General features: G+C 38.1%; 16 protein-coding genes. 5 read left to right on the top strand and 11 right to left on the bottom strand.

Annotated elements, in window-relative coordinates; all coding sequences use genetic code 11:
* Positions 1 to 81: 81 nt before the first annotated feature.
* The gene (locus tag WS44_RS01785; protein ID WP_271869616.1) at positions 82 to 273 is read right to left on the bottom strand and encodes a hypothetical protein; all 192 of its coding nucleotides are present in this window, start codon (positions 271 to 273) and stop codon (positions 82 to 84) included.
* A 190-nt stretch (positions 274 to 463) separates the two neighbouring features.
* Here WS44_RS01785 and WS44_RS01780 point away from each other — a divergent pair, with 190 nt between their 5' ends.
* Positions 464 to 2647: an ATP-dependent Clp protease ATP-binding subunit gene (locus tag WS44_RS01780; protein ID WP_046432724.1), complete on the top strand. Its 2184-nt coding sequence runs from the start codon at positions 464 to 466 to the stop codon at positions 2645 to 2647.
* 184 nt (positions 2648 to 2831) lie between these two features.
* A complete protein-coding gene (locus WS44_RS01775) occupies positions 2832 to 3113 on the top strand; it encodes a DUF1827 family protein (protein WP_014565666.1) in 282 nt (93 codons plus the stop codon).
* A 61-nt stretch (positions 3114 to 3174) separates the two neighbouring features.
* On the opposite strand, the gene WS44_RS01770 is transcribed toward WS44_RS01775, so the two are convergent.
* Both WS44_RS01770 and WS44_RS01765 read right to left on the bottom strand, forming a co-directional pair.
* Positions 3175 to 4746, bottom strand: a complete 1572-nt coding sequence (locus tag WS44_RS01770) for a peptide chain release factor 3 (protein WP_013437442.1) — start codon at positions 4744 to 4746, stop codon at positions 3175 to 3177.
* Positions 4746 to 5612: a hemolysin family protein gene (locus tag WS44_RS01765; protein ID WP_013641644.1), complete on the bottom strand. Its 867-nt coding sequence runs from the start codon at positions 5610 to 5612 to the stop codon at positions 4746 to 4748. Before WS44_RS01765 ends, WS44_RS01770 begins: the two co-directional genes overlap by 1 nt.
* A 104-nt stretch (positions 5613 to 5716) precedes the next feature.
* Between WS44_RS01765 and WS44_RS01760 the strand changes: the two genes are divergently transcribed.
* Positions 5717 to 6178, top strand: coding sequence for a hypothetical protein (locus tag WS44_RS01760; RefSeq protein WP_013437440.1), 462 nt, complete (start codon positions 5717 to 5719; stop codon positions 6176 to 6178).
* A 7-nt stretch (positions 6179 to 6185) separates the two neighbouring features.
* Here WS44_RS01760 and WS44_RS01755 read toward each other — a convergent pair whose 3' ends face one another.
* Positions 6186 to 6665, bottom strand: coding sequence for a hypothetical protein (locus WS44_RS01755; RefSeq protein ID WP_046432722.1), 480 nt, complete (start codon positions 6663 to 6665; stop codon positions 6186 to 6188).
* 13 nt (positions 6666 to 6678) lie between these two features.
* On the bottom strand, positions 6679 to 7491 hold the full coding sequence (recX, locus tag WS44_RS01750; RefSeq protein WP_013437438.1) for a recombination regulator RecX: 813 nt from the start codon (positions 7489 to 7491) through the stop codon (positions 6679 to 6681).
* 126 nt (positions 7492 to 7617) lie between these two features.
* Between recX and rlmD the strand changes: the two genes are divergently transcribed.
* On the top strand, positions 7618 to 8997 hold the full coding sequence (rlmD, locus tag WS44_RS01745) for a 23S rRNA (uracil(1939)-C(5))-methyltransferase RlmD (protein WP_046432719.1): 1380 nt from the start codon (positions 7618 to 7620) through the stop codon (positions 8995 to 8997).
* A gap of 438 nt (positions 8998 to 9435) precedes the next feature.
* On the opposite strand, the gene WS44_RS01740 is transcribed toward rlmD, so the two are convergent.
* Positions 9436 to 10356, bottom strand: coding sequence for an alpha/beta hydrolase (locus WS44_RS01740; RefSeq protein WP_046432716.1), 921 nt, complete (start codon positions 10354 to 10356; stop codon positions 9436 to 9438).
* Between the two features lie 96 nt (positions 10357 to 10452).
* Between WS44_RS01740 and WS44_RS01735 the strand changes: the two genes are divergently transcribed.
* Positions 10453 to 10737: a hypothetical protein gene (locus tag WS44_RS01735; protein WP_013437435.1), complete on the top strand. Its 285-nt coding sequence runs from the start codon at positions 10453 to 10455 to the stop codon at positions 10735 to 10737.
* 47 nt (positions 10738 to 10784) lie between these two features.
* Here WS44_RS01735 and WS44_RS01730 read toward each other — a convergent pair whose 3' ends face one another.
* From WS44_RS01730 to WS44_RS01710, 5 genes are all read right to left on the bottom strand, one after another.
* A complete protein-coding gene (locus WS44_RS01730; protein WP_013641642.1) occupies positions 10785 to 11948 on the bottom strand; it encodes a hydroxymethylglutaryl-CoA synthase in 1164 nt (387 codons plus the stop codon).
* Positions 11948 to 13159 carry a hydroxymethylglutaryl-CoA reductase, degradative gene (locus WS44_RS01725; protein WP_013641641.1) on the bottom strand — a complete coding sequence of 404 codons (1212 nt, stop codon included), beginning with the start codon at positions 13157 to 13159 and terminating at the stop codon, positions 11948 to 11950. Before WS44_RS01725 ends, WS44_RS01730 begins: the two co-directional genes overlap by 1 nt.
* On the bottom strand, positions 13159 to 14319 hold the full coding sequence (locus WS44_RS01720; RefSeq protein ID WP_046432712.1) for a thiolase family protein: 1161 nt from the start codon (positions 14317 to 14319) through the stop codon (positions 13159 to 13161). The genes WS44_RS01725 and WS44_RS01720 overlap by 1 nt, the downstream gene beginning before the upstream one ends.
* Positions 14320 to 14435: 116 nt before the next feature.
* Complete coding sequence (gene galU / locus WS44_RS01715; protein ID WP_013437431.1) at positions 14436 to 15335, bottom strand: UTP--glucose-1-phosphate uridylyltransferase GalU; 900 nt, start codon at positions 15333 to 15335, stop codon at positions 14436 to 14438.
* A 65-nt stretch (positions 15336 to 15400) separates the two neighbouring features.
* Positions 15401 to 16318 (bottom strand): YihY/virulence factor BrkB family protein, encoded by a 918-nt coding sequence (locus tag WS44_RS01710; RefSeq protein WP_013437430.1) that lies wholly within the window; start codon positions 16316 to 16318, stop codon positions 15401 to 15403.
* Position 16319 lies beyond the last annotated feature (1 nt).

Raw genomic sequence — 16319 nt, 5'->3', positions numbered from 1 at the left:
AAAAATTAAACTGGTAATAAATACCCATTCGAGTACTAGATTATCATGTTTTTACGGTTAAGACAACAATAATGTAACAGTTTACATCATTTGCTTACCAGTATTCGTCGCGGTATAAACAATAGAACCGCCTCTTTTAGCCCTACCAGTAATATACTGTCGCTTGCCATAATTCCTTATAGTCTTTTGAAGCTCAAAGGCATCTTCAGGTTTGACCTCATACTCTTTGATTTCGCCTGAAACCAATTGGTCCAAAATCTTTTGATAATCCAAAAACATCACCACACTTTCCAGATTTTATAATTTTTTTACACTTTATTCTACTCTTTATACTAAATTTTCAAAAATATTAATATTTTGTCTATCCTTACAAAAAATAAGTTCATTAGTGCTTAGCACTTGACTAAGGCGAGTGCTAATAATATAATTTTGGTACAGTTTAAATGAAAGGCGGTAAGAATATTTGCTTTGCCAAAATTGTCATGAACGGCCTGCCTCTATTCATCTTTTTACCAAGGTGAACGGCCAAAGCCGAGAGATTAATTTATGTCAACACTGTTATCAAGAATTAAGAAATCAACAAGGAAATCTAGAAAATATGAATAACAATAATAACGAATTTTTTGGCGACTTTGATGATTTATTCAACGCATTAAACGGAAATAACAACAATGCCGCAAACAACAATAATATTGGAAACAACGACCCAAGAATGCAAATGGGTGGTGGCAACGGAAACGGTGGTCAAGGCGGCAGAAGCTTGCTTGATCAATATGGTACAGATTTAACCGCCCTTGCTAAGAAAGGCAAAATCGACCCAGTAATCGGCCGTGATAAAGAAATCGCCCGTGTCATTGAAATTTTAAACAGAAGAACTAAAAACAACCCAGTTTTAATTGGTGAAGCTGGTGTTGGTAAGACTGCTGTAGTTGAAGGACTTGCTCAAGAAATCGTTGACGGTTCTGTTCCAGCTAAACTGCAAAAAAAGCGTATCATTTCCTTAAATGTAGTATCACTTGTTCAAGGTACTGGTATCCGTGGTCAATTTGAACAAAGAATGGAACAATTGATCAAGGAATTACAACAAAATGACGATATCATCCTATTTATTGATGAAATTCACGAAATTGTTGGTGCCGGAAATGCTGAAGGCGGTATGGACGCCGGCAACATTATTAAGCCTGCCCTAGCTCGTGGCGAACTGCAATTAGTAGGTGCTACTACTATTAAGGAATACCGCGATATTGAAAAGGATTCAGCTTTAGCAAGAAGATTCCAACCTGTTGAAGTTAAGGAACCTTCAATTGATGAAACTACCCGTATTTTAAAGGGTATTCAAAAGCGTTACGAAGATTACCACCACGTTCACTACACAGACGATGCTATTGAATCTGCTGCTAAGCTTTCTGCTCGCTACATTCAAGATAGATTCTTGCCTGACAAGGCCATTGACTTACTTGATGAAGCTGGTTCAAGAATGAACTTAACTATTCCTTATATTGATAAGGATAAGATGCAAGAAAGAATCAATGCAGCTGAACAATTAAAGGAAGAAGCCTTGAAGAATGAAGACTACGAAAAGGCTGCTTACTACCGTGATCAAATTGATAAATACAAAAAGGTAAAGGATCAAAAAGTTGACCCTGACAAATCCCCAGTTATTACCAGCAAGATCATGAACAAGATTGTTGAAGAAAAGACTGGCATCCCTGTCGGCGATATTCAAAAGCAAGAAGAAAATCAATTGCAAAATTTGGCTAGTGATTTGAAAGCTCACGTTATTGGTCAAGACAAGGCTGTTGACAAAGTTGCTCGTGCTATTCGTCGTAACAGAATCGGTTTCAACAAGTCTGGTCGTCCAATTGGTTCCTTCTTATTCGTAGGACCTACTGGTGTTGGTAAGACTGAACTTGCTAAACAACTTGCTAAGCAAATGTTTGGTTCAGAAGATGCCATGATTCGTTTCGATATGTCTGAATACATGGAACAATATTCTGTATCTAAGTTGATTGGTTCAGCTCCTGGTTACGTTGGCTACGAAGAAGCTGGTCAATTGACTGAACAAGTTCGTCACAACCCATACAGCTTGATTTTGCTTGACGAAATTGAAAAAGCTCACCCAGACGTTTTGAACCTCTTCTTGCAAATCTTAGATGATGGTCGTTTGACTGATTCACAAGGTAGAACTGTTTCATTCAAAGATACAATCATCATCATGACTTCTAACGCAGGTCAAGGCATCAAGAATGCTAGCGTTGGTTTCGCTGCTGAAAATGAAGACGAAAGTAATGAATCAGCTAGAAACAACATGAGTCAATTCTTCAAGCCTGAATTCCTTAACCGTCTTGATGACGTCATTGAATTCAACGAATTGACTAAACCTGACTTACTTAAGATTGTTGACTTGATGCTTGCTAACACGAACAACATGGTTAAGGATCAAGGTTTGTACATTGATGTTACCGATGCAGCTAAAGAAAAATTAGTTGACGAAGGCTTCAACCCTGCTTTAGGTGCACGTCCACTTCGTCGTACCATTCAAGAAGAAATCGAAGATAAGGTTGCTGACTACAAGCTCGACCACACTGACAGCAAGAACTTAAAGGCTGATGTCAAAGATGGCGAGATCGTAATTAGCGAAGAATAATTAACAAACAAATAAACAAACTCATTCAAGTTATACGCAAAAAGATTCCGAGATTAATATCTTAGAACCTTTTTTGTTAATTACTAAAATTAATACAAGTTTTATAAGTAAAAATAAATATATGTATCTTGTTTTGCGGTATACTAAAATTAAGAGAAAAAGCTAAGAGAGACAGGTGAAATCCATGCATTTAATCGATGTAACCAATAACTATTCTGATTTGGTTCAAAGTCAGCTTAACACTACTGATGCCAACTACGTTAAGGTATATTCTTTAGGCAATACTTCAGTCATTTATACTGAAAGCAAAAATGCAATCGGTATTGCGCTTGAAAACCACAATCGCCGCGTTCGTGAAGATGAAGTTGAATTCATTATTAAACGTTTGCTCGAGAATTATGATTCTTCATACACTTTAACTGTTGATAAGAGCCGTCACGTAATTGAAATTCACGTTGACAAATAATTACAGAATTTAAAGATAACAAAAGGAGAACTACAAACGTAGTTCTCCTTTTTTACGTCTATTATAACTTTTCAGTTAATTTAACATCTGGATATTTGTCGTGGAAGAAACGTTCTGCAAATTCATTTTCAAATAAGAATAATGGATTGCCATAGCGGTCCTTAACCAGCAAGTTACGGCTGTTAGACATTCTTGGATCAAGTTGATCTGGATCAATCCAACGAGCCACACGGTGACCGATACTGTTCATTTCAACTTCTGAATTATATTCGTTCTTCATTCTGAATTGGAATACTTCAAATTGCAATTGACCAACAGCACCTAAAATGTATTCATCAGTTTGGTAATTGCGGTAAAGCTGAATGGCACCTTCTTGAACCAACTGGTTCATCCCCTTATGGAATGACTTCTGCTTCATCACGTTCTTAGCAGTTACACGCATGAACAATTCAGGGGTAAATTCCGGAAGTGGTGGATAAACAATCTTACGCTTGCCAGCATAAATACTGTCACCAATTTGGAAATTACCAGTATCATACAAACCAACGATATCACCTGCAACCGCATCTGAAACTTGCACACGTTCACTAGACATGAACTCTGTTGCATTATTCAAACGGATTGGCTTATCAGTTCTAGCTAAGGTTACATCCAAGCCCTTCTTAAATTCACCACTACCAATACGAACAAAGGCAATACGGTCACGGTGGTGTGGGTTCATGTTAGCCTGAATCTTGAAGACAAAGCCTGAAAATTCAGGATCTTCTGGGCTCAATTCTTCATCCCCATTTACAGTATGGCTTTCTGGAGCTGGAGCCAAATCAACGAAGCTATTCAAGAATGTTTCTACACCAAAGTTGGTCAAAGCTGAACCAAAGAAGACAGGAGTTTGATCACCCATCGCAATCTTTTCACGGTCAAACTTGTTACCAGCTTCCTTAATCAAGTCGATTTCATCAAGGGTATCCTTAAATTGTGGATCTTGACTAAGTGGTTCACTATCAGGCAAAGTACCTTCATCATTCAATGGTAAGAAACGATCTTGACCATCTTTACGGTAAAGTTCAACGCGTTTGCTAGCAATATCGTAAAGACCCTTCAAGGTTTGACCTGAACCAATTGGCCAGTTCATTGCCACACCTTCGATGCCAAGCAAATCTTCTAGTTCAGCAATCAAATCTAGTGGTGGACGACCATCACGGTCAAGCTTGTTCATAAAGGTAAAAATTGGAATACCACGTTTTTTAACAACCTTAAACAATTTCTTAGTTTGAGGTTCGATACCCTTAGCTGAGTCAATTACCATGACTGCTGAGTCAACGGCCATCAATGTACGGTAAGTATCTTCAGAGAAGTCTTGGTGACCTGGCGTATCCAAAATATTGATCCGCTTGCCCTTATATTCAAACTGCATAACTGAACTAGTAACGGAAATACCACGCTTTTTTTCGATTTCCATCCAGTCACTAGTTGCGTAGTTACCTGTCTTACGTGCCTTAACGGTACCTGCCTTACGAATTACCCCACCAAAAAGCAGCATTTGTTCAGTAATAGTCGTTTTACCTGCGTCAGGGTGTGAAATAATCGCAAAGGTTCTTCTTTTATTTACTTTATCTGCTAACTCTTTATCCATTAGTCCTTTTTATCTTCTTCCTTTTTTAGTCCATCTTCTGACAGCAATACTGTCAACAATCTCGAGCCCTTCATTCTTCTGGTGGTAAGCGTCTTGCCATCTCCAATATCAACTGTCAACTTTTCCCCTTTTGCTGGAATTACCTTTAGAGTATTGATAACGTACCCAGCTACTGTATCGACATCTTCCATTTCAAGATGCGTACCAAATTGCTCGTTAAATTCATCAAGTGGCATCTTGCCGTAAATAATGTATTTATGAGGTGCAATTTGATTATACAAAACTTCTGTATGATCGACTTCATCATCGATATCACCGACGATCTCTTCAACCAAGTCTTCAATTGTTGCTAGACCAGTAACACCGCCATATTCGTCCATCAAAATAGCCAACTGCCTTTGTGTCTGCTGCATTTCCATCAGCAAGTCTCCTAATTCAGCTGTTTCAGGTGCAAATAATGGTTCGATCATTACGTCTTCATAATCGAGATTTTCAAAGCCTTTTTGCTTAGCCATGCGCAAAACGCTTCTGATATGAATGACGCCAACGATCTTATCTTTATCTCGTTTATAAACTGGGACACGTGAATAAGGCTCACGTAAAATCTCATCCAAATTATCCTGAAGGCTCACTTCCGCATCAACCATGAATGCATCCGTTCTTGGCACCATTACTTCACGGGCCGTTTTACCTTGAAATTCAAGGATTCCTTCAAGCATTGAAAATTCTTTGTCGTCAATTTTATGACTATCATGTAAATTAACGATTTCTTTTTCTAAATGATCTTTAGTTTCTTCTTTTTTATCGCCTGATAGTTTATTTTTCAAGCGGTCAAAAAAATTATCCGCTCCAGGATCACTACTCATTTGTATACTCTCTTTCTTAAAAAGTCATCTAAATAAAGATATTATAGCATACAGCAAGTGTCATTATGTTAAAATAGCACATAAGACTAAGGAGGTTGGATACAATGAAAAAAAGCCACGTCTTGCTTGTTTTCACATTTTTATTGCTTATCCCATATATTTGCAGTCTAGCAATTATTGGTATTGGCTATAATGCATTGGTACTGCACTCAGCAGAGATCTGCCGTACGATCATCGGAGCTTTAGTTGGCTCAATCATCATGTTTGCTGTTAAGGCAACAATTCAACGTCCAGTTGATTTATTAGCCGTTCAAACCAATGATGGCTTGTTAAAACAACTTTTGCGTTTCTTCAGTATTAGACGACGCTACTTCTTGCTGTTCGCTAATATTGTTCTAGACTTCATTTTATGCTTTGCATCAACATATCTAGTCCGTTCAATTATGACCCTAGACCAAATCGTAGGCAATTCAATCGGATTCGTGTTGTTGATTATGTTCGTTTCAACTTGTCTTGGAGCTTACGTCGAATACGACAACTTATCAATCGATCCGCAACAACATTAATTTTTATTTATTTACTGACCTTTAAGTAGAAATCTTGGGTCAGTCTTTTTGTATCCAGATCAAGATCCCAAACCATGTATGGTGTATCGCTGTCACCTAAGTTTTGGTAAACCTTAACACCGTTGTCCATTACTTTTTTAACAAAAGTAGAAACCGTGCTAGTTAAAGGCAAATTGAAGAAAACAAGGTTTTGATTTTCTTGAACTTCTTCATCAACTTCAGCTTTAGGCAAGTCAAATTTCATCAAGCCAGTTGGCACTTTGCTATCTGCATTAGCGATCACGCCGTACCAGTACATGAAATTATCTTCTCCTGAGACGATCAATGCAGTACGTTTATTTTCTAAGTCGTTGTCAGCTAAAAACTTTTGAAAAGTTTCATCATTTTCCATTTGTTGGTTAGCTTCCATGAAACTCTTTTGTGCATTCATCAAGCTAGATGGAAAAGGACGACCTACAAATATTTTTTCATCGATAGTTTTCTTCATTTTTTCTCCTCAACTAATATTCAGCTAATTCACTTAAATCAATTACTTCGCCATTTAAGAAAGCATCAATTTCTCCTGATGAAAAGCCATGACTGAATAAATACTTTTTGATCTTAAATTTGCGCTCTGTTTCATCAAAACGACGGAATCTCTTATACGCCTTAATGCCCTGCTTTTTTAAAGCTTCCATTTGCATATCTTCATCATCTGCCAAATCCAAAGAAGAAATGATTTCGCTGCTAATGCCGCCATCAAAACCATGAGCCAGCAGTTTGCTTCTCATCTTGCGTTCAATTTCTCTTTGTGAGATTTTTCCTACTTGATGCACCATTGACTTAATCACTCTCTGGCCGACGTCAATCCAATCCTCATCATCTATTTCATCAAGCTCTACCTGACTAATTTCGGGATCAACACCTTTTTGCGTTAATTTGCGGAGCAGGCTCTTAGGACCATCGGAACCAACACGAAGGTCATTTTTGATAAAAAGTCTAACATATTGTCGGTCATCCAAATAGCCCAATTCATTTAACTGACTAACAGCGCTATTGGCTGCTTCATCAGAAATCTCGTGCTTTTTCAAATACTGTAAAACTTCAAACACGGTTCGAGGCTCATAACTCAAAAAATGAGCGGCTAAATCACTGGCTTTAGCATCTGCATCAAATTGACGAACTTGTTCAATTTGATCATCATTTAGTTCTTTTCCTTTTAGTAAAACAAATTCAGCTATAGTCTTTTCACTAGCAGAAAAAGCATACTTGCCATCCAAAAAAATATTATAACGTCCTGGGCGCCGTTGTGCACTTACTTTGGTTATCAACACTTGTTTTCACCTCGCAATATTCTAAATTACATGCTAGCAAATTTTTGTAATGCTTGCTAAGAACTTTTTTTAGGTAGTACAATTAGTAGCAATGTAATTTAGTTTTTAGTAGAAAGAATAAGGATAATGAATAGAAAATTTTCCAAGAATAAACAACGCGAAAAAGATGTCATCATTACCATTAAACGCTTAGGCATCAATGGTGAAGGCATCGGTTATTACAAAAAGAAGATCATCTTCATCCCTGGTGCTTTGCCAGGTGAAGTAGTCGTAGCCAAAATCGTGAAGAGCTACCCTCATTACATTGAAGGCGAATTAGTACGCATTAAAGAAAAAAGCCCTGATCGTGTGGACTTCCCTGAAGGCGTTGATCCAGAAATCGGCGGTTTAGAGCTATCACATTTGTCCTACGACAAGCAACTTGAATTCAAGCGCAACAATATGCTTGAGTCACTTAAGAAATATCACCCACGTGGCTACGCTAAATACAAGGTTAAAAAGACTATTCCTGCTCCAGATCCATGGCACTACCGCAACAAGGCACAATATCAAATTGAAAGCGTCCATGGCAAAACCAAGTTGGGTCTTTTTGCACCAAATTCTCACCGTCTAATCGACTTGCCTAAGATGCCAACCCAAAATGAAGACACCCAAAAAACAGAACGTGAAATTAAGGAATTAATCGAAAAATTGCACGTTCCAGTCGCAAACTATCGTCGTCACTTGCCAGGTATTAAGACAGTGGTTGTTCGTCAATCAGAAGCTACTAAAGAAATTCAAGTTACCTTAATTACTATCGACCACAAGCTCAAGAACTTGATCCCACTTGCAAAAGAAATCATGAAGCTCGATCATGTAGTCAGCGTTTATCAAAACGAAACTGAATGGCAAAACCCACAAGTTTGGGGCAACAAGACTGAAAAGTTATTGGGCAAAAACCAAATCGTCGAAGAAATTTTGGGCAAGAAATTCGCTTTGTCTCCACGTGCTTTCTTCCAACTCAACCCTGTTCAAACCGTTAACCTTTATTTAGAAGCCTTAAAATACCTTGACTTAACTCCAGATCAAACTTTAATCGATGCCTATAGTGGTGTAGGTACACTCGGCATTTTAGCAGCTGATCGCGTTAAGCAAGTTATCGGTATTGAAACTATTCCTGAAGCAGTTAAGGATGCGCAACACAACGTTGAATTGAACCACATTAAAAACGCTGATTACATTCAAGGTGCTACCGAAAAGGTATTGCCTGAATTGCAAAACAGCGGCGTATCAATCGACGCTTTGATCGTGGACCCACCAAGAACTGGTTTAGCAAAGAGTTTGATCAAGACAATCTTACGCGTTAAACCAGAAACCTTTGTCTACATTTCATGTAATCCTTCAACTTTAGCTCAAGATTTAGTTTTACTTAGCGAAGCATACGACGTTCGCTTAATCCAAAATGTCGATATGTTGCCACAAACACCTCGTTGTGAAGCTATTGCTAAATTAGTTTTACGTAAATAATAACAATAATAAGCCTAGTCAAACGACTAGGCTTTTTTTGTGCCATAAAAAAGCAGCTGCCGGACAATACTGTCTTTTTGCAGCCGCAATTTCAAGTGGATGAGGCAGCTCATCAATTGATAGTCACGATTTTCAGTTGTTTGATTTGTGTTAAAACAATGGCTATCGCAACCAATATTAACATTCACTTGTTCGGGTCTTTACATAAAACGTAACTTTTTAATGAATTGGAGTTTTCTGCGAACAGCCACTGACAGTTAATAAATAACATTTAATTAAGTGATTTATGGCTGACACCTCTACATATAGAGAATCTTTCAAGTTTCCAATAATACAATTCTGGAGATAAAAACTTATTGTTCATTTTACATTTGTTAACTTTATTTCTACCTCTTCCACACTATTAATTATATCCGGTTGTGTAACCGCTTGCAATAATTAGAGCTTATATTTATCCAAAAAAGCCTTAACTGTCTTTTGATATTCCTTTTTATACATTGGATAAGACAAGGCATGTCCTGCTAAAGGCGCAATCCAGATTTCCTTTGGCGCATCAGTTGCAGCATAATTTTGATAAACCATTTCGGTCGGCACAAAATGATCCTTACCACCGTGAATAAACAAGAATGGTCTGGTATTCTTCTTTAACTGCTCAACCGATGAAGCCTGTCCCAAGAAAAAGCCATTCTTAACTTTATTGATTCCGCTAACAGCTTCAACCAAAGGCATACGAGCAATCTTATTTAAGTTGCACAAATTACCGGCTTGATACATGATCTCCTCTTTAACGCTTGAATAGCCGCAATCTTCGATAAATGCCTTAACCTGGCTAGGCAATTTCATACCGCTGACCATCATTGTAGTAGCACCGCCCATACTTTGGCCCATCACAATAATCTTGCTATCTTGACCATTTTTGGCAATCACTTGCCTAATCCAATTGCGAATATCTTCTTTTTCAACCCAGCCATAGCCGATATATTTACCAGCACTTCTGCCTTGCGCACGAGCATCAGGCAAAAGCACATTATAACCAAAATCATAGAACATTTTGGCAAAACCGCCCATGCTATCGCTATCACTCATAAAACCATGTAGCAAAATAGCCGTTTTATCTGAATCATGATTTAAATATTGGGCAAATAGCGTCAAGCCACTTTTAGTTTCAAGACTCCATTTTTCTTTTGGAAAATCTCTAAACCAAACTTTATTGCGATAAAGTGAATCTTTACCTGATAACTTTTTTGAATCCGGCTTTTTATTAAATGGCGTCATTGCCATCTTAAAGAAATAGTCACTAGCAATTGCAAAACCAGTACCTGCTACTAGAAGTGATGTTAATAATAGCTTTTTCTTCATATGCGTGCACTTTCTAAATAAATTAAGCTGTTTTATTTTATAATTATCAAAAGAATATTGAATATTGAATATTTTTACTTTAATTATACGAGAAAAATGCGCTTAACGGACTTATTACAATTAATTGATGATCTTAATCTCAATACAAGTTTTTATTTAAAAATAGCTGGTAAAACTATGCCCTGGGGCAAATTAACTTTAGCAGGAGAAAAATGTCTGCTTTATCCAGGACAAAAAGCTTTAACCAAAAAGAAAATAGTAAAATTAGTGGGCAAAATGCATGGCCGCGGCATCCCTCTTATCGCCGTAGTAGCCGAAAAAGAATATCCTCTTTTTGGCCTGCAAATAGTTGAAGATGAACGCAAAGCAATCTTGCTCTAATAAAAAACGTTTGGCTAAGCCAAACGTTTTATTTTTCTATCTTTATGCTACTTTTCTTTGTATTGACGTACATGGTCCTTAGTACCTGCGAAATACCAAGTACCCTTTTCATCATCACTATCTAATTCCTGACCATCTTCTGGATCTTCTAAGGCAGCATTGAAGACATCTTCATATTCAGGAATAGTCAACTTCTTACGACGGTCGAGTAGTGCCATATCCTTGGCCTGATCAATTTCATTTTCATAGTCTGTGACCAAGTTGCCACTGTAGAATTCACCCATCGCACCTGAGCCATATGAAAATAGCCCAACTAATGAACCTGCGGCCAAGTTGGCATTTTCAAGCAGACTAAGCAAACTCAAATATAATGATGCAGTATAAACATTACCAACGCGGCGTGATAATTGCTTGGCAGCTTCAAAACTATTTTCTAGTTTCTTAGTCGTCTCTTCATCTTGACCTTCTACCGCAATTCTGTTTGCCTTAAGCGCCATCTTAGTAAATGGCATGTGATAAGTAATCGCATCAAAATCACTAGTCTTAAGATTCTTTTGCTTTTTGTAGGCATTGAAAGTCTTAGTAAAGAAGTCCAAGTAAACTTGAGTTGAATATTTTCCTTCAACCATCGCTACACGTGAGAAGTTTGGTCGCCAGAAGTCATTGATATCTTCGCTGTAAGCACTGTGACCATCGTTTAAAGCAACAATGCTTGGATCAGCCTTGATCAACATACTGATACTGCCGGCACCTTGCGTAACTTCACCCGGAGTACCTACACCATAACGCGCAATATCACTACCGATTACTATAGCGGTTTGATGAGGATGAACTCTAACAAAGTCACGCGCAATCATCAAGGCGGCAGTTAAACCAAAGCAAGCTTCCTTAACTTCAAAAGTTCTAACTTCTGGTTTTAACTTCAAAGCGGTTTTGACAAATAAAGAAGCAGACTTAGATTGGTCAACGCTACTTTCTGTACCAAAGACCAACAGACCAACCTTATCCTTGTCGATGCGGTTAATATAACGCATGGTGGCGTTGATCCCCATTGAAACTGCATCTTGAGTTTGGTCAGCAACACTCATTTCATTTTGACCAATTCCAATCAAGAATTTGTTAGGATCTTGGTTTCTTGCATGTGCCAAATCAACCATATCGACATACTTATTTGGCGTAAAAAATCCAATCTTATCAATACCTACTTGCATTATTTTTCCTCTCTTAATTTCTCCAAAATATCCTTTGCATGACTTTCTGAATAATTCTTTTCTTGAATCATCCTATTTAAAACAGTCTTTTTCTCTTCTTTAGTCGCTTTCAGCTCAGCTACTACGTTGCGAGCCTGCAATTTCATATGACCTGCTTGAATGCCCACTGTTGAAATAGCTAACAAAGCAGCCAAATTATTGGCTAACCCAATACTGGTGATAATTTCACCCAAAACTTTGCTGGTGATATCTTTACCTAAAATGGCAAAGCTTTGTTGGACATCGCGGCGAGCCTTGATTGAACCACCCACAACACCAATTGCCATCGGTAAGGTTAATTCACCCACCAACTTGTCATCCTTCATTGTCCATTTTGACAAACTGCGATATTGTCCGTCTTGATTTGCTAAAACGGCAGTAGCATTTTCAATTGCTCGGTAGTCATTGCCGGTCGCTATTAAAACAGCGTCGACGCCATTCATGATCCCCTTGTTATTGGTTACCGCACGATACGGATCTTCATAGCCAATTTGACTAAGCAAAACAATCCGTTCAGCCACTTTTTCGCCACCGATAGTCGCTGGATCAATTTTTACTTCAGCCTTGGTCAATTGACTCGGATAGTTAGACAAAATGGCGAAAAGTTTTTCTTCAACATGATCCAACTGTCCTAATTTTGCACTCAAAAATTCAAGAATTGAATTAGTCTTATTAGCTCCCATAGCTTCGGCTGGATCTACCAAAACTTTAAGATAAACTAAATTACCTTGTTGTCTAGCCGAAATAGAGCGAGTACCACCACCATGACCAACCAAGCTGGCAAATTTTTGATTAGCCAAATCAACTAAATTAGAAAATTCATCTTTCAAGTCTGCCAAAGAAAATTGTTCATCAACCTTTAAAACAATTTGACCATAGATCCCATCCCTATGGCTGACAGTACTTACGCCGCCGTTTTTGACAAAAATACTGGCACCGTGATTTGCAGCAGCGACTACAGATGGTTCCTCGGTTGCCATTGGCACCATGTATTTTTGTCCATCAATAATCAAGTTTTGAACTACACCTAATGGCAAACGCAGTTGACCAATCACGTTTTCGCTCAATTCATCCAAACGTTTTAATACCTGGTCATCAATATCTTCTAATTCAAGGCCTTCGTCTTGTAAAAGTTTTCTTCTTTGCTCAGGCTGTAATTGATAAAACTTCATTAGGCATTCTCGATTTCATAAGCAACCGCTTGGCCACCACCGATACACAAGGTAACCAAAGCTCTCTTGCCATTTCTATTCTTTAATCCACTAATTGCGGAAGCTACTAAACGCGTACCTGTTGCACCTAATGGGTGACCTAATGCAATCGCGCCGCCCATAATATTCAATTTATCCATTGGAATGTGCAAGTCTCTTGCCACTGCAAGGCCTTGAGCAGCAAAAGCTTCGTTTAATTCGATGATGTCGTAATCATCAATTTTGCGGCCAGTCTTAGCTAACAACTTCTTAACGGCATAGTAAGGAGTATAGCCCATGTAAGCCGGATCAAAACCGGCTTCCGCAAATGCACCTAACTTAGCAATTGGAGTTAAATGCAATTCTTCCATCTTTTCTTTAGTAGCAAGTACTAACATGCTGGCACCATCATTCAATGGGGATGAATTGCCGGCTGTTACTTGACCATCTTCCTTAAAGACGGGCTTTAAGTTGCTTAAGGCTTCAAGACTAGTATCAGGACAAATTGATTCATCATGATCCAAGGTTTGACCGTTAAGTTCAACCTTTAAAATTTCATTTTTGAAAAAGCCAGATTTAGTTGCTTTTGTTGCAAGTTGGTGTGAACGTAAACTGAATTCGTCCATTTCTTTGCGCGAAACATGATATCTCTCAGCAACGTTTTCAGCTGTAATTCCCATGTGTTTGCCAGAAAAAGCATCCATTAAGGCATCGTTGATCATCGTACTGGTTAAGTGATCTGCTGGATCAGCCTTGTATTCTTTTTTAACAAAGTATGGTGCGCGTGTCATGTTTTCACTACCACCAACAGCTACCAAATCCAAGTCGCCCATTTCCATTTGACCTTGGGCCAAACGAACAGCCTTTAAACTTGAACCACAAACTTCATTGATTGTCACTGCAGCTGACTCTTGCTTCATCCCTGAACTAAGAGCAACTTGACGGGCCATATTTTCACCAAGACCTGTACCTAAAACATTACCCATAAAAAGAGCTTGAACATCTTGCGGATTAATATTTCCCGCTTTCAAAGTCCCCTTTAATGCCATTACTCCCAACTCAATTGCGGAAGTATCCTTAAAAAAGCCACGATACTTGCCAAAAGGTGTTCTTTTGGCTGCAACAATATATATATCCTTCACTTATTTATTCTCTCCATCATGTAAAATTCGATAAACATGATCATAACAAAAAATTATTAAGAATACATAAAAAAGACTACGCTTTCGTGTAGTCTGTCAGAATCTTTAAAGATCATTTACTTTTTGGCTTTATCTTCAGCTTCAAATTGCTTGCCTAAGCGTTGAATATAAGCACGAAGTTGTTCCTTAATTTCAGGGTGCTTCAAACCATATTCAATTGAAGTTTCAAGGTAGCCTTCCTTGTTACCAACATCGTGACGTTCACCCTTAAATACATGAGCAAAAACTCTTTGCGTCTTGTTCATCGTATCAATGGCATCAGTCAATTGAATTTCGCCGCCACGACCAGGTTTTTGATGAGCTAAAATACCAAAAATTTCTGGTGTAAGGAGGTAGCGACCAATAATTGCGTAATCACTAGGTGCCTTATCAATGTCTGGCTTTTCAACGAATGACTTAACGTTGATCAAACCTGGCATAATTTCGTTTTCTGGTTCAATTACACCGTATTTTGAAACCTCCTTATGTGGTACTGGCATAACGGCAATGGTTGATGCATGAGTCTTGTTGTAGCGATCAATCAATTGCTTAGTAAGTGGCGTTTCATCGTCCATCAAGTCGTCACCTAACATAACGACAAATGGTTCATCCCCTACGAAACTGCGAGCACGGTAAATAGCGTCACCTAAGCCAGCTGGATGTGGTTGTCTAGTGTAGTATAAATTAACGCCAAGATTAGTAATGCCTTGAGTTAATTTCAAAAGTTCGTTCTTGCCCTTTTCAGCTAAGTCTTGTTCAAGTTCTGGGTTAGAATCAAAGTGATCTTCAATTGGGCGCTTGTTTTTGCCGATAACGATCAAAATATCTTCGATACCAGACTTCTTAGCTTCTTCAACGATAAATTGAATAGTTGGTTTATCAACGATTGGCAGCATTTCCTTAGGTAAAGCCTTAGTAGCAGGCAAGAATCGAGTACCTAAGCCGGCTGCAGGAATAACAGCTTTTCTTACTTTCATTGATGCAAATACACTTTCTTTTTTCTATCTTATGAAATAATCATAGCAAATTTATTAATCTTCAGCTACTTTTGTTTTCTTCTATCTTGAATATAACTTGCTACCCTACCAGCAGAATATTCTAACTCTCCTTCGCGATTGTGCACGATTGTCGCATTTACGCCTACGCCAAGCAGGAATAAGATTGCCGCTATATTTAGCCACAGCATAAAGATAATAAAAGTACCAATGATGCCGTAATTTTCCCAGGTAATCGGGAAGTGATGCAAATAAAAGCTAAATAAAAACGACAGTGCTAGCCAGCCAATCACAGTTACAATTACCCCTGGCCAAATTACTCTTTTCTTCAGCTTAATATTTGGCAATACATAGTTGAGATAGTAAACAGCCAAGATCATCATTAAAAGCACAACTGGATAACGATAACTAAAAATCTTGTCGATTTCTTCTACAGGCAATTGAAAAATTGGACTCAAAAAATGCAATAGCTGCTGACCAAAGACTAATGCTAAAGTAGCGCCTGTAAAAAGTATGATCATTAGCGTCGTAAATGCGATTGTAATCATTCTAGTCCAAAGGAAATTAACTATGGAAAGTTTAAGTTCAATTTGTCGGACGCCATATAATCTATTTTCGCCTAACCGAATCGCGTTAACCAAACTGGAAAACGACCAAACGGCCAACACAATACCAAAAGACATATATCCGGTCGAAGTCGTTTTTAGCAGCGAATTAATAATCGGCATAATGTACTTTGATATCTGATCTGGAAACACAAAGTCCAAATAATTAGCAATCGGTGCCGTATCAATGTGAAACAACGGCAAAATGTTCCCAATAATAATGATGATGGGAAAAATCGAAAACAAAATATAGTAGGCGATGACGATCGAACTATCGAGAATTTCACCTTGAGACAGAATGGTACGTAAAGTAAGAAAAAATTGGCCCAGCTTGGAATCGAGTCGATTCTTATTTTTCATT

Source organism: Lactobacillus sp. N54.MGS-719, from assembly GCF_000980505.1.
GTDB classification, from domain to species: domain Bacteria; phylum Bacillota; class Bacilli; order Lactobacillales; family Lactobacillaceae; genus Lactobacillus; species Lactobacillus amylovorus.
The sequence above is the reverse complement of the archived record's forward strand: the minus strand, read 5'-3'. Positions and strand labels throughout refer to the sequence as shown.

Coding starts and splice junctions, on each gene's coding strand:
- WS44_RS01765 (WP_013641644.1), bottom strand. CDS start 5,612: ATGAGTAGTGATCCTGGAGCGGATAATTTTTTTGACCGCTTGAAAAAT.
- WS44_RS01770 (WP_013437442.1), bottom strand. CDS start 4,746: ATGGATAAAGAGTTAGCAGATAAAGTAAATAAAAGAAGAACCTTTGCG.
- WS44_RS01725 (WP_013641641.1), bottom strand. CDS start 13,159: ATGAAGTTTTATCAATTACAGCCTGAGCAAAGAAGAAAACTTTTACAA.
- WS44_RS01730 (WP_013641642.1), bottom strand. CDS start 11,948: ATGCAAGTAGGTATTGATAAGATTGGATTTTTTACGCCAAATAAGTAT.
- WS44_RS01755 (WP_046432722.1), bottom strand. CDS start 6,665: ATGAAGAAAACTATCGATGAAAAAATATTTGTAGGTCGTCCTTTTCCA.
- WS44_RS01735 (WP_013437435.1), top strand. CDS start 10,453: ATGCGCTTAACGGACTTATTACAATTAATTGATGATCTTAATCTCAAT.
- WS44_RS01760 (WP_013437440.1), top strand. CDS start 5,717: ATGAAAAAAAGCCACGTCTTGCTTGTTTTCACATTTTTATTGCTTATC.
- WS44_RS01775 (WP_014565666.1), top strand. CDS start 2,832: ATGCATTTAATCGATGTAACCAATAACTATTCTGATTTGGTTCAAAGT.
- rlmD (WP_046432719.1), top strand. CDS start 7,618: ATGAATAGAAAATTTTCCAAGAATAAACAACGCGAAAAAGATGTCATC.
- galU (WP_013437431.1), bottom strand. CDS start 15,335: ATGAAAGTAAGAAAAGCTGTTATTCCTGCAGCCGGCTTAGGTACTCGA.
- WS44_RS01710 (WP_013437430.1), bottom strand. CDS start 16,318: ATGAAAAATAAGAATCGACTCGATTCCAAGCTGGGCCAATTTTTTCTT.
- WS44_RS01740 (WP_046432716.1), bottom strand. CDS start 10,356: ATGAAGAAAAAGCTATTATTAACATCACTTCTAGTAGCAGGTACTGGT.